Origin of the sequence: Sphingosinicella sp. CPCC 101087 (assembly GCF_004151485.1) — a bacterium.
Classification (GTDB): domain Bacteria; phylum Pseudomonadota; class Alphaproteobacteria; order Sphingomonadales; family Sphingomonadaceae; genus Allosphingosinicella.
In genome coordinates this window covers 217,435-234,963 of the sequence record NZ_SBFF01000008.1, presented here as the reverse complement: position 1 = coordinate 234,963, position 17,529 = coordinate 217,435, and the positions used below count along the sequence as shown (strand labels likewise).

Annotated in this window: 18 protein-coding genes; 11 read left to right on the top strand and 7 right to left on the bottom strand. The window is 68.1% G+C overall.

Going from position 1 to position 17,529, the window contains the following annotated elements:
• Nucleotides 1-4 precede the first annotated feature (4 nt).
• The 4 genes from EKM57_RS14215 to EKM57_RS14200 are packed head-to-tail and all read right to left on the bottom strand — an operon-like array spanning nucleotide 5 to nucleotide 3,975.
• Entirely contained in the window at nucleotides 5-589 is a 585-nt protein-coding gene (locus tag EKM57_RS14215; protein ID WP_129793156.1) for a TIGR04282 family arsenosugar biosynthesis glycosyltransferase, read from the bottom strand.
• The gene (locus EKM57_RS14210; RefSeq protein ID WP_206185442.1) at nucleotides 586-2,730 is read right to left on the bottom strand and encodes an FAD-dependent oxidoreductase; all 2,145 of its coding nucleotides are present in this window, start codon (nucleotides 2,728-2,730) and stop codon (nucleotides 586-588) included. Before EKM57_RS14210 ends, EKM57_RS14215 begins: the two co-directional genes overlap by 4 nt.
• 7 nt (nucleotides 2,731-2,737) lie before the next feature.
• Nucleotides 2,738-3,394 (bottom strand): NrsF family protein, encoded by a 657-nt coding sequence (locus EKM57_RS14205; RefSeq protein WP_165357454.1) that lies wholly within the window; start codon nucleotides 3,392-3,394, stop codon nucleotides 2,738-2,740.
• Complete coding sequence (locus tag EKM57_RS14200; RefSeq protein WP_129793154.1) at nucleotides 3,391-3,975, bottom strand: RNA polymerase sigma factor; 585 nt, start codon at nucleotides 3,973-3,975, stop codon at nucleotides 3,391-3,393. The genes EKM57_RS14205 and EKM57_RS14200 overlap by 4 nt, the downstream gene beginning before the upstream one ends.
• A gap of 59 nt (nucleotides 3,976-4,034) precedes the next feature.
• Between EKM57_RS14200 and msrB the strand changes: the two genes are divergently transcribed.
• The 4 genes from msrB to EKM57_RS14180 are packed head-to-tail and all read left to right on the top strand — an operon-like array spanning nucleotide 4,035 to nucleotide 6,798.
• Entirely contained in the window at nucleotides 4,035-4,532 is a 498-nt protein-coding gene (gene msrB, locus EKM57_RS14195) for a peptide-methionine (R)-S-oxide reductase MsrB (protein WP_206185441.1), read from the top strand.
• Between the two features lie 2 nt (nucleotides 4,533-4,534).
• Nucleotides 4,535-5,161: a peptide-methionine (S)-S-oxide reductase MsrA gene (gene msrA, locus EKM57_RS14190; RefSeq protein WP_129793153.1), complete on the top strand. Its 627-nt coding sequence runs from the start codon at nucleotides 4,535-4,537 to the stop codon at nucleotides 5,159-5,161.
• A gap of 54 nt (nucleotides 5,162-5,215) precedes the next feature.
• A complete protein-coding gene (locus EKM57_RS14185) occupies nucleotides 5,216-6,130 on the top strand; it encodes a radical SAM protein (RefSeq protein WP_243451056.1) in 915 nt (304 codons plus the stop codon).
• Nucleotides 6,085-6,798 carry a TIGR04283 family arsenosugar biosynthesis glycosyltransferase gene (locus EKM57_RS14180; protein ID WP_243451055.1) on the top strand — a complete coding sequence of 238 codons (714 nt, stop codon included), beginning with the start codon at nucleotides 6,085-6,087 and terminating at the stop codon, nucleotides 6,796-6,798. The genes EKM57_RS14185 and EKM57_RS14180 overlap by 46 nt, the downstream gene beginning before the upstream one ends.
• Nucleotides 6,799-6,832: 34 nt before the next feature.
• Here EKM57_RS14180 and EKM57_RS14175 read toward each other — a convergent pair whose 3' ends face one another.
• The gene (locus EKM57_RS14175; RefSeq protein WP_129793152.1) at nucleotides 6,833-7,708 is read right to left on the bottom strand and encodes an S-methyl-5'-thioadenosine phosphorylase; all 876 of its coding nucleotides are present in this window, start codon (nucleotides 7,706-7,708) and stop codon (nucleotides 6,833-6,835) included.
• A 72-nt stretch (nucleotides 7,709-7,780) separates the two neighbouring features.
• Entirely contained in the window at nucleotides 7,781-9,130 is a 1,350-nt protein-coding gene (locus EKM57_RS14170; RefSeq protein WP_129793151.1) for a sulfotransferase, read from the bottom strand.
• Nucleotides 9,131-9,237: 107 nt separating this feature from the next.
• Here EKM57_RS14170 and EKM57_RS14165 point away from each other — a divergent pair, with 107 nt between their 5' ends.
• The 6 genes from EKM57_RS14165 to EKM57_RS14140 all read left to right on the top strand — a co-directional run bounded on the left by EKM57_RS14165 (nucleotide 9,238) and on the right by EKM57_RS14140 (nucleotide 15,780).
• Nucleotides 9,238-9,933, top strand: coding sequence for a TIGR02117 family protein (locus tag EKM57_RS14165; RefSeq protein ID WP_129793150.1), 696 nt, complete (start codon nucleotides 9,238-9,240; stop codon nucleotides 9,931-9,933).
• Between the two features lie 117 nt (nucleotides 9,934-10,050).
• Nucleotides 10,051-10,635, top strand: a complete 585-nt coding sequence (locus EKM57_RS14160) for a urate hydroxylase PuuD (protein WP_129793149.1) — start codon at nucleotides 10,051-10,053, stop codon at nucleotides 10,633-10,635.
• 113 nt (nucleotides 10,636-10,748) lie between these two features.
• A complete protein-coding gene (locus EKM57_RS14155) occupies nucleotides 10,749-12,230 on the top strand; it encodes an efflux transporter outer membrane subunit (protein ID WP_129793229.1) in 1,482 nt (493 codons plus the stop codon).
• Entirely contained in the window at nucleotides 12,227-13,843 is a 1,617-nt protein-coding gene (locus EKM57_RS14150; protein ID WP_371414147.1) for an efflux RND transporter periplasmic adaptor subunit, read from the top strand. Before EKM57_RS14155 ends, EKM57_RS14150 begins: the two co-directional genes overlap by 4 nt.
• Entirely contained in the window at nucleotides 13,833-14,534 is a 702-nt protein-coding gene (locus EKM57_RS14145) for an ABC transporter ATP-binding protein (protein ID WP_129793148.1), read from the top strand. The genes EKM57_RS14150 and EKM57_RS14145 overlap by 11 nt, the downstream gene beginning before the upstream one ends.
• Nucleotides 14,535-14,574: 40 nt before the next feature.
• Entirely contained in the window at nucleotides 14,575-15,780 is a 1,206-nt protein-coding gene (locus tag EKM57_RS14140) for an ABC transporter permease (protein ID WP_129793227.1), read from the top strand.
• A 149-nt stretch (nucleotides 15,781-15,929) separates the two neighbouring features.
• Here EKM57_RS14140 and EKM57_RS14135 read toward each other — a convergent pair whose 3' ends face one another.
• Nucleotides 15,930-16,190, bottom strand: coding sequence for a DUF2171 domain-containing protein (locus tag EKM57_RS14135; protein WP_129793147.1), 261 nt, complete (start codon nucleotides 16,188-16,190; stop codon nucleotides 15,930-15,932).
• 102 nt (nucleotides 16,191-16,292) lie between these two features.
• Here EKM57_RS14135 and EKM57_RS14130 point away from each other — a divergent pair, with 102 nt between their 5' ends.
• Nucleotides 16,293-17,285, top strand: a complete 993-nt coding sequence (locus EKM57_RS14130) for an LLM class flavin-dependent oxidoreductase (RefSeq protein WP_129793146.1) — start codon at nucleotides 16,293-16,295, stop codon at nucleotides 17,283-17,285.
• Nucleotides 17,286-17,529 lie beyond the last annotated feature (244 nt).

The window sequence follows — 17,529 nt, the reverse complement described above, 5'->3', positions numbered from 1 at the left end:
GCGCTTAGAGAAGGTCCGCCGGCTCGTCTATGTCGCACAGGGTCTCGCCCACCTTGAGCGACCAGCCGAGACTTCGGATGCGGGTCATAGTCGCTTCGGCGACGGCCGGCGTGCTCCAGGCGATGTCGGCGAACAGGGAGGGATCGAACCGCTCCAGGCCGAGCAGGGCATAGCCGCCGTCCCGCGTCGGGTGAATGATCGCATCATGGTCGTCCAGGAAGGCGATCGCGTGGCGCAGGCGCATCCGGTCGAGATCGGGACAGTCGGTGCCGATCAGCACGGCGCGCTCGCCGCGCTCGATCGTCCGCCGCGCCGCCCGCGCCATCCGCGCACCGAGATCGCCCTCGCCCTGCGCACTCGAAGCGATCCCGGGCGGAAGCCGTCCCGCCCATTCGGGACCTGCGGGATCGGGATCGCCGCAAAGTTCGACGAGGCCCGCCTCGGCTGCGATCGCTTCGCCGATCGTCCGGACGAGCATCTCCGCCGCCAGCGTCGCCGCGCCCTCGGCGCCGAGCGCGGGGATCAGCCGGGTCTTCACCCGTCCCGTCACCGGCGCCTTGGCGAAGACCAGGATCCTCGTCGGCCTCACCGCCGGCGCCAGCGATGATAGAATTCGGCCCAGCGCAGCAGCCGTTGGGGCTGGTGCGCGCGGCGCCAGGTGCCAGCCGCATATTTGTTCGCCTCCGCCATGGTCGGATAGGCGTGGACGGTGCCGAGCAGCTTCCCGAGGCCGAGCCGGTGCTTCATCGCCAGCGCCATCTCGGCGATGAGCTCGCCGGCATTGTGGCCGACGATGGTCGCGCCGAGGATTCGATCGCCTCCCGGCCGGACGAGAACCTGCACCCAGCCGTCGCGGGCGCCCTCGGCGACGGCGCGGTCGAGATGCGCGAGCGGGAAGCGGACGATCTCGTGGGAAACCCCTGCCGCGCGGGCGCTCTGCACGTTGTGGCCGACCTGCGCCACCTCGGGATCGGTGAAGGTCACCCGCGGCAGCACCGAATAATCCACGCGGAAGCGCTTGAAGCCGCCGAACAGCGCGTTGACCGCCGCGTGCCAGGCCTGGTGCGAGGCGGCATGCGTGAACTGGTAGGATCCGGCGACGTCTCCAACCATGGCGATGTTCGGATAAGCCGTCTCCAGCCAGGGATTGACGTCCGGCGGCGCCTGGGTGTCGATCCCCAGCGTCTCCAGCCCATAGCCTTCGAGGCGCGGCTTGCGTCCGATGGCGACGACCAGCTCGTCATAGGGCAGCGCGACTTCGCCTTCCGCCCCGGACGGACGCAGGACGACCGTCTTTCCCTCCACCCGGATGGCTTCGTGGCCGGTAAGAATCGTCACGCCTTCCGAGTTCAGGATTTTCGCGATCGCTTCCGCAACGTCTTCGTCCTCCCTGTGCAGGAGCCGCGGACCCGACTGGACGATCGTCACGTCCGATCCCAGCCGGGCGAAAGCCTGCGCCAGCTCGACCCCGATCGGGCCGCCGCCCAGGATCGCGAGGCGCCGCGGCAGGGTTTCGCGCGCCGCGAGCGCCTCCCATAGCGTATCGCTCGTCAAATAGCCCGATCCCGCTATTCCGGGGATGTTGGGGACGATCGGCAGGGCTCCCGCCGCGATCACGATCGACCCCGTGGTCAACCGAGCGCCATTCACCTCCACGGTCCAGGGATCCACAATCCGCCCATGGCCCAGGCGAACGTCCACGCCGAGTGAGGTGTAGCGCTCGGCGCTGTCGGCCGGTGCGATGTCGGCAATGGCCTTCTCGATGCGCCGCATGACCGCCGGGAAATCGACCTGCGGCGCTTGCGCCGCGATGCCGAAGCGGGCGGCGGATCGGATTTCGTGCGCGGCGCGGGCGCTCCGGATCAGCGTCTTCGAGGGAACGCAGCCGGTGTTCAGGCAGTCGCCGCCCATCTTGCGGGCTTCGATCAGCGTCACCTTCGCCCGAACGGCCGCGGCGATATAGGCAGTGACGAGCCCGCCGGAGCCGGCGCCGATGACGATCAGGTTGCGGTCGAAGCGGCGAGGCCGGCGCCAGCCCTTGTAGATGCGGCGGCGCCTGAGCCACCGGGCCGCCCATTGCCCGGCCAGCGGAAACAGGCTGAGCAGCACCAGCGATCCGATCAGGCCGGGCGATGCGATGTCGCCAGGAGAGCGGATTTGCGCCAGCTCGGTTCCCGCGTTCACGTAGATGGCGGTGGCCGGAAGCATGCCGATCTGGCTCACCAGCGCGAATTTCGGCAGGGGCATCCGGGTCAGCCCCATGCCGAGATTGACGAGGAAGAAGGGGACGGCCGGATTGAGCCTGAGGGCCAGCAGGTAGACCAGGCCGTCGCGCGCGATTCCCCGATCGATCGCCTTCAGCCGTGCCCCGAAACGTCGCTGCACCCAGTCGCGGAACAGATAGCGCGACGACAGGAAGGCGAGACTGGCGCCGGTCGTCGCGGCGAAGGAGACGATGACCAGCCCGAGCCAGAAATGGAAGATCGCGCCCGCCGCGAGCGTCAGCAAGGCCGCGCCGGGAATCGAGAGTGCGGTGGCCGCGACGTAGAAGAGGAAGAACAAGGCCGGCACGACGAGCGGATGTTCCGCAAGCAGGCCGGCAAGTTCGCTCCGGCGCGCCTTCAGCATGTCGAACGATATCCGGTCGCCGAGGTCGAGCAGGAAGAAGGCGACGAAGACAGCCGCGACGAAGAGCGCCAGGACCAGGCGGCCGGCAGTTGCGCCTCGCATCGGCAGATCAGGCCGGACGCAGCGCGCGGCGCCGAAGCAAAGCGGCGGCGGTGATCACGATCAGCACCGCAGCGAGATGCAGGCCGAGATCCGGCACGGTCACCGCGAACGGATGGAAGAAGATCAGCAGGAAGGCGGATAGGGCCGCCGCGCCCAGGCCGCCGAGCAGCGCGACCGGCGCGGGGTCGATCGGCCGCGCTCGCGACAGCAGCCACAGCAAGGGCGCACCGATCACCGCGCCCGCCGTTACGATGAAGAGCAGGCAGTCGGCATGTCCGTCCATCTTCCATCCGTCCGCGCCGCGGTCGGCAACGAGCGCGAAGCAGCCGGTGCTGCTCAGCAGCAGCCAGGTCAGCGCCGCAGCGCCTGCGGCGGCCAGCCATTTGCGCGAGCCCCCCGGAACCGCAAGGGCGAAGGCGCCGAGCACCGCGAGCACGCCGGTGGCAAGCATCGCCGCCGTCTCCGCGGCCATCAACAGTTCGCGTTCCGCGAAACGCGCGGCCAGGGCGTCGGGATCGCCGAAAGTCGCAATCAGGCCCGCGAACAGGAGGGAAAGAGCGAGCAATAGCCGGGTCGCCCGCGCCAGCGGTGCCGCCAGCGGGCGGACCGGCCCCGCTTCTGCGGCGAGCGATTCGATCAGCGCCTCGGTCGGCCGGCTGGTCACGATTCTTCCTCCGCTTCGCGCCCTTTGCGCAGGCGCCGCATGGCCCGGTGCACATTCACCTTCAGGGAGGCGACCGATTGGCCCGAAGCGGCCGATGCCTCGGCCATCGAATATTCCTTGAGCTTCACCAGCTCCAGCGCCTCCCTCTGCTTGGGCGTCAGCTCATTCATCATTCGCGTGACCGACTCCGCCGCCTGTGCCGCCTCTACGCTGTTCGCCGCGGGATCGGCGAAGGTTTCATAGGCAGAAGGATCCGAAGTCTCGCGCGCCTGGATTCGTCCGCTCCGCCGGCCCGCATCGATGGCCCGCCGGGTCGTGATCGCGGCGAGCCACGGCCTCACCGGATGTCCGGGTCTGTAGGTATGGCGGACCCGGTGAAGGGTCAGCAGGCTGTCCTGGACGATGTCCTCGACCGAGTCATCGGACCAGCTATGGCGACGGGCCACGGCGCGGACGAACGGCAGAATCGACATGAGGAAGGTCCGGTAGGCGCGCTGGTCCCCGCCCTGAGCTGCGGCGAGGAGGTCTTCCCAGCTGTCGGGGATTTGGCTCTCGCCGCCATTGCCAGGTTCGCCGCCCATTCGACCCGGTGTAACCTGAAAGCCGCTACGTCCGAAATAGCGGACAGGAGGCACGGGCGATGAAGATGAGCAAGAGAGGTTTGTTGGGCGGTGCCGGAGCCGCCGCGGTGGCGGGGTTGGCGGGATTCCTGTTCGGGCGCGGGTCGGAAGCGGCCGCCGAGCCGTTCGAGGTCGATCTGACTCCCGACCAGTGGCGTCGCCGGCTGACGCCGCAGCAATATCGGGTGCTTCGGGAGAAAGGCACCGAGCGCGCGGGGACCAGCCCGCTCGATGCGGAACGTCGTCGCGGTACCTTCCTGTGTGCGGGCTGTGACCTGCCGGTCTTCCGCTCCCAGGACAAGTTCGACAGCGGCACCGGATGGCCCAGCTTCACGCGTCCGATCGCACGAGCGGTCCGCACCCGGCCGGACCGGTCCCTGGTGTTCCTTCGTACAGAGGCACATTGCCGGCGTTGCGGCGGTCATCTCGGACACGTCTTCGACGATGGCCCGCCGCCGACCGGCCAGCGCTGGTGCATCAACGGCGTCGCGCTGAAATTCGCGCCGGCAGGCAGTTGACGATGCGCCGGTTGCTGGCCCTCCTGCTGCTGCTGGTCGCAGGCGTTGCGGCCGCCGCCGTCGTGGCGACCCAGGGTGCGGATCGTACTGGATCGCCGCGGTCCGCGCGGACTGCCACCGCCGTTTTCGCCGGCGGCTGCTTCTGGTGCACCGAGAGCGATTTCGATCATGTTCCCGGCGTCACCGGAACATTGTCCGGCTATATCGGAGGAAGGGTCCCCAACCCCACCTACCAGCAGGTCTCGGCCGGCAATACCGGCCACATCGAGGCGGTGCGGGTCGTCTACGATCCGGCGCAGGTGAGCTATGCGACGCTGGTCGAACGATTCTTCCGGACGATCGACCCGCTCGACGGGGGCGGTCAGTTCTGCGATCGCGGCGATCAATATCGTTCCGCCATTTTCGTCGCCAATGCCGCCGAGCGCCGGATCGCCGAAGCGGTGAAGGCGCGTGTCGCGCGGCAGCTCGGAAAGGCGATCGAGACCGAGATCCTTCCGCGCGGAATCTTCTATCGCGCCGAGGCCTATCATCAGGATTATTATCGCCGCAATCCGGTCCGCTACCGCTTCTACCGCTGGAATTGCGGTCGGGACGCCCGCCTCCAAGAGGTGTGGAGCGGGGCGCGCTGACCGCTTATGCTGAGCGCGATGGACATGCCCGCCGCCCCGCCGTCACCTTTTGAAGTGGCGGACGCGCGGCCGCTCGACCCGGCCAAGTTCCGCAATCCCGCCCTGACCGCCGGTGGCGAGAAAAGGGCGACGGTCGCGATCGAGCGGCTCGACACTCTCTGGATCAACACCGGCACATTGTGCAATCTCGCCTGCCGGACCTGCTATATCGAAAGCTCGCCCACGAACGACGCCTTGGTCTATCTGCGCCTGGCCGAGGCCGAGGCCTATTTCGACGAGGCGGGCGCCCATGGCACGCGGACGATCGGCTTCACCGGCGGCGAGCCCTTCATGAACCGCGAGATGGTGCCGATGATGGGTGCGGCGCTGGCGCGCGGTTTCGACCTGCTCGTTCTCACCAATGCCATGCGCCCGATGCGGCGGTTCGAATCCGCGCTCCTCGAAATGGCTCGCGCGCATGGCGAGCGGGTCGTCATGCGGGTGAGTCTCGACGATTGGCGCCAGAGCCCGCATGAGGCGGAGCGAGGGGCGGAGACGTGGGAGAAGGCGCTGGACGGCCTCGTCTGGCTCGCTCGCGCCGGCTTTCGCGTTGCTGTCGCGGGGCGCCGTGCAGGCAGCGAGGCGGAGGCCCGCACAGGCTACGGGCAGCTGTTCGATCGACTTGGGATCGAAGTCGATCACCTCGTCCTCTTTCCGACCATGGATGCCTCGGCGGACGTGCCCGAGATCACCGACGCCTGCTGGGACATATTGCGGGTGTCGCCCGAAGCGATGATGTGCGCGTCGAGCCGCATGGTGGTGAAGGCGAAGGGCGCCGAGCGGCCGCACGTCGTCGCCTGCACCCTTTTGCCCTACGATCCCGGCTTCGCGATGGGCGAGACGCTCGGCGAGGCGATGCGGCCGGTCGCGCTCAATCACCCGCATTGCGCACGCTTCTGCGTCCTTGGCGGGGCGCGCTGCACCGGCTGATCGCGCGCGCCATGCTCTCGGTCGTGGTCCCCACCCTGAATGCCGAGGCGCACCTGCCGGCTTTCCTGGAGCGGATGAAGCCGGCCGACGAGATACTCGTCGTCGACGGCGGCTCGACGGACCGGACGATCGCCGTCGCCGAGCAGGCTGGCGCTCGACTTCTTCTTGCGCCCAAGGGCCGCGGTCGGCAGCTTGCCGCTGGTGGAGAGGCGGCGTCCGGCGACTGGCTGCTCTTCCTTCACGCCGACAGCCTCCCGGCGCCCGATTGGCCGGCGGCGGTCGCGGCCCACTATAGGGTCGCGCTCGACAAGGCGGCCTGCTTCCGCCTTCGGCTCGCGGACCGCGCCTGGCAGGCGCGGGCCGTGGAGCGAGCCGTTGCCGTCCGGGTCGGGTTGCTAGGCCTGCCTTATGGCGACCAGGGGTTGCTCGTTCCGCGCGCGCTCTATCGGGCGGTCGGCGGATACCGGCCGATGCCGTTGATGGAGGATGTCGACCTCGTGCGGCGCATCGGCCGGCGCCGGCTCGCGGTGTTGGAATGCGAGGCCTGGACGAGCGCCGAGCGCTGGCGCCGCGACGGCTGGATCCGGCGCTCGGCACGCAATCTCTTCTGCCTCGGCCTCTTCGCCGCCGGAGTCTCGCCGTCGCGGATCGCGAGGATCTACGGCTGAAGCAGTCTCCCCTCTCGCCCTATATCGACGAGGCTTATCCCGGCCGCCGCAGCACCCGCCCGCAAACCGCATCCAGCTTCGCCAGCATTGCCGGATCGCGCGCGTCGGGTGCCGTGATCAGGGCGGTATCCAGGTTGGTATCGATCGGCGACGGCTCGCGGCGCGTCGGCAGGCTTTGCGCCAGCTCGACCACTAGACGCCGCGCGGTGTCGGCATTGGCATTGAGACGGGCGAGCACCTCGCCGACCTCGACCGGATCGCAATCCTCGCGCCAGCAGTCATAATCGGTGACCATGCCGATCAGCGCGTAGGGCAGCTCCGCCTCGCGGGCGAGCTTCGCCTCGGGCATGGCCGTCATCCCGATGACGTCGCACCCCCATTGCCGATACATGCGGCTTTCGGCGCGGGTCGAGAATTGGGGGCCTTCCATGGCAAGGTAGACGGCGCCCCTCGTGACAGGCGCTCCGGCGGCTTCGGCCGCATCGGCTGCGAGCGTCGTCAGGCGCGGGCAGACCGGATCGGCCATCGAGACGTGCCCGGCCATTCCCGGCCCGAAGAAGCTGCTCTCGCGTGCGAAGGTGCGGTCGACGAACTGGTCGACCGCGACGAAGCGGCCCGGCTCGAGAGAGTCGCGCAGCGACCCGACCGCCGAGATGGCAATCAGGTCGGTGCAGCCGGCCCGCTTGAGCGCGTCGACATTGGCGCGCGCGTTCACCGCGCTCGGCGGCAGCCGATGACCCCGGCCGTGACGGGGAAGAAAGACGAACCGCACTCCGCGGATGCGGCCGACCAGAAGCGCATCGGACGGCGGCCCCCAGGGCGTGTCGACCTGGATCCACTGCGCATCCTCCAGCGCATCCAGCGCATAGAGGCCTGACCCTCCGACGACCCCGATCACCCACTCGCCCATCCGGGCTGATTAGAAGGGTTTGGAGAGAATGGGAGAGGAAAATCTCCGGAACCTCGAATCAGGACTGGCGGCCTAATGCCCTTTCCCGTTCGACCGGTCGGGCCCGAGCGGCACCGCGAACGCCTCGACATAATCGGCAAAGGCTTCGCGGACTTCGCCCGCCTCGAGGCCGAAGCTGGCAAGGTGGTAGACATGGGAGCGGAAGGAGCGATTGGCTTCGGTCCCCGCGATATAGGCTGCCATCGCCGGCCAGGCCGGGGCCATGTCGCGGTCGAGGAAGCGGTAGATACGCTCCATCACAGAGCGCCAGTCGCGTTCCATCTCGTCATAATGGACGTCGATCATCCGCGCCTTGGGTATCTGCGTCCGTGCCGCCGTCATTCGGTCGATTTTGAGCCGCGTCTTTCGCATCCACTCGCGGCCGATCCAGCCTGGGTCGGCTTTGTCGCTCTGGACGCGCATCTGGTTCCACACCATCGAGCAACTGCTTCCGACCACCGCCGCCGGATCGCGGTGGATGAAGATGATCCGCGCGTCGGGAAAGACTTTGAGGAGGGCCGGCAGGTCGAGCATGTGCTGTGGCGTCTTCAGCAGCCACGGGCGGGCCGGATCGTCTTTCCGCAGCCAGCCGGTCAGCCGCAACAGGTCGGCCATATGAGCGTAAGCGGGGGCTGCGTCGGCCTGCTCGCACCAATGCGCATAAGACGGCACGCGCCACTGCGCCTCATGCTTCATGCCCCAGGCGGAGGCGACGAGCAGGCCGAGTTCCTCTTCCGGTTCGCGCGGCCCGGTCGGATGGACGATCGCGGTGGCCGGGTTGGCGCGGTGCAGCAGGGCCAGGAAGCGCGCGGCGGTTTTCGGACGCGGATCGTGACCGTTCATCACGAAAGCGCGCGGGTCGGGGCCGTGCCCGTTCAGGACCGGCGGCTCCGGCACCGGGCAGATCGTTTCGAACAGCTTCAGATGCGCGAAGCGATCGTCGGCTGCCAGCAGCCGGTGCAGGCGTGTCGTGCCCGACCGCATCGGCCCGACAACGACGATCGGCTCTGCGATCGGACGTTGCCTGATCTCCGGGTGGTCGCGCAACCACTTCATTGTCCACAGCCGCTCCCGCAGCAGCTTGCGGCAGTGGATTCGCGCGACCATCCGGCCGATGGGATTGAGCTCGGCTTCCTCGACCAGCGACTCCAGCAATATTCGAAGCGGATCGCGGAACCAGGGATCGCCGAAATCATCGAGCTCCGCCTGAAGCCTCGCTTCGTGCTCGAGCGATTCCACGCTCAGCTCGGGCGGGGAGGCGAGACGCGACTTCCAGAGGAGATCGAGAAAGCCGTTGGCGGCCCGGAACGGCATCGGGCGCTGTGGGCGGGTCAAGGCAGGGCGGCCCGCAATGCCGATGCCGCGTTGTAAACGCTCGGTCATCCATGATCCTTACTGCCCCTGCTGACTCGGAAAAACCGATTTTCCCCCGAAACGATCCTTGGAAAGGGGAGATTGCCGCCCGCGTCCGGCGCTGCCACATTCGCGCTATGGGAGCGGCGAACCTATGGCGGAGGGCGATCCGGGTCCTGCTCGGCAGCCTGGTCCTGCTGGTTGCGGCGCCGCTTGCCTGGTTGCTCGCCGCCCTCTTTCTCGGAGCCATTCCCGCCAATGTCGCCTGGACGGAGCCGGAGCGCGGAGTGACCATCTTCGTGCGCACCAACGGCGTCCACACATGGCTGGTCATGCCGAAGGTGAACGCGATCATGGACTGGCGGCCCTATGTTCCCGGCCAGCATCTGCGCGACCCCCGCTACGGCCGCAGCGACCATATCGCCGTCGGTTACGGCAATCGCGAATTCTACCTCAACACCCCGACCTGGGCCGATTTGACGCCAGGCAATGCGTTCCACGCCGCCTTCGGCAACGGATCGACGCTGCTGCACGTCGAACATGACCATCAGCCCCGACCGGACGATTGGCAGCGACCGATCACCGTGACGGAGGATCAGTATCGGCGACTCGCGGCCTATGTTCGCGCGCGCTTCCGTCTCGACGCTTATGGCCGCACAATCCCGCTGCGCGGCCGTGGCTACAGTGCATGGGACATGTTCTACGAGGCGAAGGGCGGGTACAGCTTCGTGCTCACCTGCAACGAATGGACCGGCCGGGCGCTGCGCGCCGCGGGGGTTCGGACCGGGCTGTGGACGCCCCTGTCGCAAAGCATCATGTGGCGGCTCGATTGATTCCGAGCGTTCGGCCAGGGCTCGGATTCCCTCCCGGCAGCGGCCGTGCGATCACGACCATTGTCGGTTAGCCGTCCGGGCCCTAGGAACGTGAACGTAACGATAGGGGATCCGGATATGGCGAAGATACTTGGCAACTTCCATCTGGCGCTGCTCATCGGCCTTGCCCTGCTGGTGATCGCGATGGTCGGGCTCCATTCGGACGTCATGGATGGCTTTTACTGGGCAGGTTTCCTGCGCTTCCTGCACGTGTTCGCCGGTGTCCTGTGGATCGGGCTCCTCTATTACTTCAATTTCGTCCAGATCCCGACCATGCCGAAGGTACCCGCCGAGCTGAAGCCGGGCGTCTCCCGATATATCGCTCCAGCGGCCTTGTTCTGGTTCCGCTGGGCCGCGCTTGCCACATTGATCCTCGGTCTCCTGGTCGCCGAGATTCAGGAAGGCGGCTATTCCGCCCGCGCCCTGACCCTTGCCGAGGGTTATCGCACGATCGGGGTCGGGATGTGGCTGGGCATCGTCATGGCGGCCAACGTTTGGTTCGTCATCTGGCCGAATCAGAAGCGGGCGCTGGGCCTCGTCGAGGCCGACGACGCCTCGAAGGCACGGTCGGCGACGACGGCGATGATGGCTTCGCGCACCAATCTGATTCTGTCGCTGCCGATGCTCTATTGCATGGTCGGGCAGATCCACATGGGGGCTTGAAGCAGAGCTGAACTTTTCCCGGAGAGAGGGCCCGTTTTCCGGGACATTTTGAGACAAAGTCGTGCCGCGCCGAACAAACTTGCGCGACACCGGTCGTGGAGTAGGGCAGCGTGATGAAATCCGCTGCCCGCTTCCGTTTCCTGGCACCCGCCATGCTGCTCGCCACCGCGGGTTGCACGACCGTCGGTCCGGACTATCGCACGCCTGCACCCGCCGACCTGTCGGTGCCGGAAGGCTATCATGGCGTCGGCGAGGCCGGCGCCGTCCCTGCCGCTCCGGTGGAGCTCGTACGCTGGTGGGAGCGGTTCGACGATCCTCTGCTGGCGCGCCTGATCGACGAGGCCAGCGCCGGCAATCTCGACTTGGCCGTCGCGGCATCGCGGCTGACCCAGGCGCGCGAGGCCCTGGTCCAGGCGCGCGCCGGCCTGGTGCCGACCGTCGGCGCCTCGACCGGCGCCGGGCGCAATCTTGGCGACGGCAACGACCGGAGCAGCTTCGATCTCGGCGCCGACGCTGCTTGGGAAATCGATCTGTTCGGCCGCATCGCCCGCGGCGTCGAGGCGGCTGGCGCGGACGCCGAGGCCGCCTGGTTTGACCGGGAGGCCCTGCGGGTCGCGATCGCTGCGGAGGTCGCGACCAACTACATGCAGGCGCGCCTGGCGCAGGAGCGGCTTGCGCTTGCCCGCGACACGCTCGCCATCGCCGACGACAATCTCCAGATCGCCCAGTGGCGGGTGCAGGCCGGCCTGGTCTCGTCGCTCGACGCCGAGCAGGCGCGGGCAGCCCGCGCCCAGACCGCCGCCTCGATCCCGGGGATCGAAACCGCCTTCGCGGGCGCCACCTACCGGCTGGCCGTGCTGACCGGGCGTGCGCCCGGCGCGCTCACGCAGACCCTGTCCGCACCTCAGCCCATTCCCCTGGCGCTGGGTGGAGTGGCGATCGGCATACCAGCCGACACGCTACGCCAGCGTCCCGACGTTCGCGCGGCCGAGCGAGCCCTCGCCGCAGCCACTGCGCGGATCGGCGTTGCCGAAGCGCAGCTCTATCCGGGGCTCAGGCTGTCCGGGAACATCGGGACCTCGGCCTTCTCGCTCGGCGGCCTGTTCAACGCCATCACCGGAGCGATCTTCGCCGGCGTCGACCAGACCCTGTTCGACGGCGGCCGCCTGCGTTCCCAGCTGCGTTCGCAGCAGGCGGCGACCGAAGGCGCGCTCGCCAGCTACCGCCACTCGGTGCTGACCGCGCTGGAGGATGTCGAGAATGCGCTCGTCCAGCTCGAGGCGGCTCGCGAACGGCAGGCCCAGTTCGCGATCGCATTCGAAGCGGCGAGCAACACCGCCATCCTGGCGCGCACCCAGTATCGCGCCGGGCTGAGCGATTTCCAGACCCTGCTCGAAGCGGAACGTTCGCTCCTCTCCGCCCGCGACGGCATGGCCGGCGCCCGTGGCGACGAGGCGCTTGCGCTCGTGCAGCTCTATCGAGCGCTTGGCGGAGGCTGGGATCCGACCTCGGCCCCCGCCGGGCTTTCCGTCGCCCAGCCGGCAGCTCCTTCTTCGGCAAGCGCAACCGCCGCGCCGCTAACCGGGACCCAATGATGAACGACACGATCAGGACCACGACCGTTACGAACGACCCGTCCGGCGCCGGCGCGGCGCCCGACAAGGAAACGCTCGACGCCTTCCTCGGCGCCCCGGCCGCGAAGCCCTGGTATCGTCGCCCGACCTATATCGCGGCCGCGGTCGGGCTCGTCGTCCTCCTGCTCCTCCTGTCCCGCTGCTTCGCAGGCGAGGCGGAGGGCGGCTATGCGACACAGAAGGCGCGCCGCGGCGATCTCACCGTCACCGTCTCCGCGACGGGCAACCTCCAGCCGACCAATCAGGTCGAGGTCGGGTCGGAGCAGTCCGGCCTCGTCACCCAGGTCTTCGTCGACAATAACGATCGCGTCACCGCCGGCCAGCCGCTGGCCCGGCTCGACACTTCCCGGCTGCAGGACACGATCGTCCAGGCGCGGGCCGGCTTGGCCTCGGCCCAGGCACAAGTCGCCACGGCCGAGGCTTCCGCAGCCCAGGCCCGCGCCAACCTTGCCAGGCAGGAGGAGGTGTTCCGCCTCTCCAACGGCCGCGTTCCGTCCGAAACCGAACTCGACGCGGCCCGCGCCGAGAACCGCCGGGCCCAGGCCGGGGTCCGCTCGGCCGAGGCGCAGGTTGCCCAGGCTCGCGCTCAGCTCTCCTCCGCGCAGACCAACCTGTCCAAGGCGACCATCTATTCGCCGGTCACCGGCGTCGTCCTCTCCCGTCAGATCGACCCTGGCCAGACCGTCGCCGCCTCGTTCCAGGCGCCGGTCCTCTTCACCATCGCCGAGGATTTGTCGGCGATGCAGCTCGAGGTTCGGGTCGACGAGGCCGATGTCGGCCAGGTGAATGAGGGCCAGCGGGCGACTTTCACGGTCGACGCCCATCCCGGACGCACCTTCGAGGCGCAGGTCGTCCGCGTCGATGTCGGCGCCAACGCTTCGGGCGCGACCTCCAGCGCGAGCTCCGCGTCATCGACGGGCACCGGAACGGTCGTCGCCTACACTGCCATCCTGTCGGTGCAGAATCCCGAGCTGCTGCTGCGGCCCGGAATGACGGCGACCGCCGAGATCGTCACCACCGAGCGGCGCAACGTGCTGCTCGTCCCCAACGCCGCGCTTCGCTATTCGCCGGAACGCGACGCTGCGGCACAGGGCGGTCAAGGCGGCGGAGTCACCAGCGTGCTGGTTCCTCGCCGCGGCTTCCGCGGAGGCAACCGCCCCGAACGCGAGGTCGGGATTGGCCGTGGCAGCCGCCAGACCGTCTACGTGCTTGGCGCCGACGGCAACCCCGAACCGGTTCAGGTCGTGGTCGGCGAGACCAACGGCTCGGTCACCGAGATCGTCGGCGGGGAGCTGCGCGAAGGCATGGAGGTGATCACCGCCCGTCTCGCCGCCGGTCAGACCCAGCAGAAGGCGGCGGGCGGCAAGGGCGGTGGCCGCGCGGACCGAGCCGACAGCCAGGCGGCCCCCGCAGCGCCGGCGAGCGGATCGCCCGCCGCCATGCCGGCCGCGCAGTCGTCGAAATCGGCGCCCGCTGCGGCGGCGCAGGGTCGCGAGGCCGCGGCGCCTACGTCGAGCCGGCCCGCCCCCGAAGGCCGGCCCGGCGGGGAGGCGACGCCGCCCGATGGCCAATGATCCGATCATCGCGCTGCGCGCAGTCACCAAGACCTATGGCAGCGGCGCCACCGCCTTTCAGGCCCTGAAAGGCATCGACCTTGAAGTCGCGACCGGAGATTTCGTCGCTGTGATGGGCCCGTCGGGCTCGGGCAAGTCGACGGCAATGAACATCTTGGGCTGTCTCGACGTCCCGACCGGCGGCGCCTTCCTGTTCAAGGGCGTGCCGGTCGAGCAGCTCGATCGCGATCAGAGGGCGCTGCTGCGGAGGCGCTATCTGGGCTTCGTCTTCCAGGGCTTCAACCTGCTCGCCCGCACCAGTGCGCTCGAGAATGTCGAGCTGCCTTTGCTCTATCGTGGCGAGGAAAAATCCCGGCGCCGCGAGACGGCGATGGCCGCGCTCGCCAAAGTCGGGCTGGCCGATTGGTGGGATCATACGCCGGCCGAGCTCAGCGGTGGCCAGCAGCAGCGCGTCGCGATCGCGCGGGCGATCGTCACCAATCCCGACGTGCTGCTCGCTGACGAGCCGACCGGCAACCTCGATACCACCACCTCCTATGAGATCATGGAGCTGTTGACCGGTCTCAACCGCGACGCCGGCATCACCGTGCTCATGGTCACCCACGAGCCGGACATGGCCGAATATGCCCGGACCATCATCCACTTCCGCGACGGCCTGGTCGAGCGCGTCGAGCAGGGAGCGGCTGCATGATGGCCTGGTCGACTTTGCCGATGAATGGGAAAGCCCGCTGATGTTCTTCACCACCATCATCCTCGCCGTCCGCGAAATCCGGCGGCACCTGCTGCGCTCCTTCCTGACCGTTCTCGGAATCGTCATCGGCGTCGCCGCGGTGGTGACCATGGTGACGCTCGGTCAGGGCGCCACCGCCGCCGTCGCCGAGCAGATCTCCAGCCTCGGCGCCAACATTCTGCAGATCCGCCCCGGTCAGGGCTTCGGCCGGGGCGGCGGAGGAGCGCAGGCGCCCGACTTCGCGATGGAGGATGTGGAGGCGATCGAGGAACAGATCGCCGGCGTCCGCGCGGTCGCGCCGCAGGCGCAGGCCTCGGCCCTGGCCGTGCGCAATGCCGCCAACTGGCAGACGACGATCAACGGCACGACCACCCAGTTCTTCACAGCCCAGCAATGGCAGCTCGAATCCGGCCGCGTCTGGAACGACGCCGAGGAGCAGGCCGGCAAGGCCGTCTGCGTCATCGGCAACACCGTCCGGCAAAACCTCTTCCGTAACGACGATCCGATCGGCGAGCGCTTCCGGATCCGGGATGTCGCCTGCGAGGTGATCGGCACCCTTTCGGCGCGCGGGCAGGGCGGCTTCCAAGACCAGGACGACGTGGTGCTGATGCCGATCAAGGCGGTGCAGCGCCGCTTCTCCGGCAATCGCGACATCCGATTCATCATGGTCGCGGTCGACGATGCCTATGATACCGCTTCGGTCCAGTCGCAGATCGAAACGCTGCTTCGCGAGCGGCGCAGCATCGGTCCCGGCGAACAGGACAATTTCAACATTTTCGACACCCGACAGATTTCCGAGACCCTTCAGGGCACGACGCGGATCCTTACCGCGGTTATGGGGGCGGTGGCGGCGGTGAGCCTGATTGTCGGGGGCATCGGCATCATGAACATCATGCTCGTGTCGGTGACCGAACGGACCCGGGAGGTCGGCATCCGCCTCGCCATCGGCGCGGTGGCGAGCGAGGTACTCATGCAGTTCCTGGTCGAAGCGGTCGTGCTCGCTTGCCTGGGCGGGCTGATCGGGCTGCTCCTGGCACTGGTCGTGACCTTCTTTCTCGCGCCGGTCATCCAGGTGCCATTCTTGTTCGACCCGCAGATCAACCTGATAGCGTTCAGCGTCTCGGCGCTGATCGGCATCGTCTTCGGCTATTTTCCGGCCCGGCGCGCAGCCGCACTGAACCCGATCGACGCGCTGCGGCACGAATGAGGCCAGCAGCTCCGGAAGGAAGAAAGACGCTCTCTCCCGGTACGTCATGCCAGCGAAGGCTGGCATCCAAGCGGAACCCGCGCCGGCAGAGAGTCAGCTTGGATCCCAGCCTGCGTGGGGATGACGAGGGGGCAAGGAAGCGCTCCCGCTCAATCCTCGCCGAGGCCGGCGCCGCTCTCCTCTTCCTCGAGCAGTACCGCCGCGTCGCCATTGGCCGAAAGGCGAACCTGATCACCCTCGACCGCCGCGACGAGTCCGCCGGAGATATAATGATGGTGCTCCGGATGCGAGCCGCTGTCGGCCTTGGTCAGCTTGATGCGGCCGCCTTCGACCCGGTCGACTGTCCCGATATGGACGCCGTCGGCGCCGATCACTTCCATATGCTCGCGGACTCCGCTGAGATCGGTCATCACGCTGTCTCCTGACTGTTGCTTCGGGCCAACGTCCGGAGCCCAATTTCGATGCACGCCCGGCGGCTGGAAGGTTCGAGGCCGCGACCCCATCTTTGCGAAATGATCCCTTTCTCGATTCTCGATCTTGCCCCCATCGTCGAGGGCGGCGACGCCGGCGCGGCCTTGCGCAACGCCCTCGATCTCGCCCGTCACGGCGAGCGGCTCGGCTATCGCCGCTTCTGGATGGCCGAGCACCACAGCATGCCCGGCATCGCCAGTGCCGCTACCTCGGTGGCGCTTGCCTTTGTCGGCGCCGGAACCTCCACGATCCGCATCGGCGCAGGTGGAGTGATGCTGCCCAATCACGCGCCTCTGGTGATCGCCGAGCAGTTCGGCACGCTGGAATCGCTTTTCCCCGGTCGCGTCGACCTCGGGCTCGGCCGGGCCCCGGGCACCGACCAGGCCGCCGCCCGTGCGCTGCGGCGCAACCTCGCCTCCGACGAGAACCAGTTCCCGCGCGACGTCGTCGAGCTGATGGACTATTTCAAAAGCGGCGGTCAGGACGATGCCGGCAGGAAGGTGCGCGCTGTTCCAGGCGAGGGACTGATGGTGCCGGTCTGGATTCTCGGCTCGAGCCTGTTCGGTGCGCAGCTCGCCGCCATGCTCGGCCTTCCTTACGCCTTCGCCTCGCATTTCGCGCCGGCGGCGATGGAATCGGCGATCGGCCTCTATCGTGCGAATTTCCAGCCTTCCGCGCAGCTCGACCGGCCGTATGTCATGCTCGGCTTCAACGCCTTCGCCGCCGGCAGCGACGAGGAAGGGCGGCTGCTCGCCACCTCGGTCCAGCAGGCCTTCGTCGCGTTGCGCACCGGCAATCCCGGAAAGCTCAAGCCGCCTTTGCCCGGCTATGAGGAGTCGCTTCCGCCCCAGGCGAAGGCGATGCTCGATCAGGCCCTGTCCTGCTCGGCGATCGGCGCGCCCGCGACCGTGAAGGCGGCGATCGAGGATTTCGTCCACCGCACCGGCGCAGACGAATTGATGATCACCTCGCAGATCTACGACCATGCGGCGCGGCTGAGATCGTATGAGATCGTGGCGGAGGTAGCTGGCTGACGGCCGGCCCAACGCTTCGTGCATCCGGATTGATACCGATCTCGACATTCCGGACCTTCGTGTCGGCCTGACCCGCGGTCCCGCCGACTCTCCTCCCGCAAAGATGCACATTTCGTGCTGCCAGGCCGTCACGCCCCCTTGGCAACCCCACCTCGTGCCGGCATGTTGCACCGCAGCAATGCGGATCGTCGGCAGGTTGGCTCAAGCGCCGCCGCGCGGTGCCGTTACTGGATCTGGGGGAACG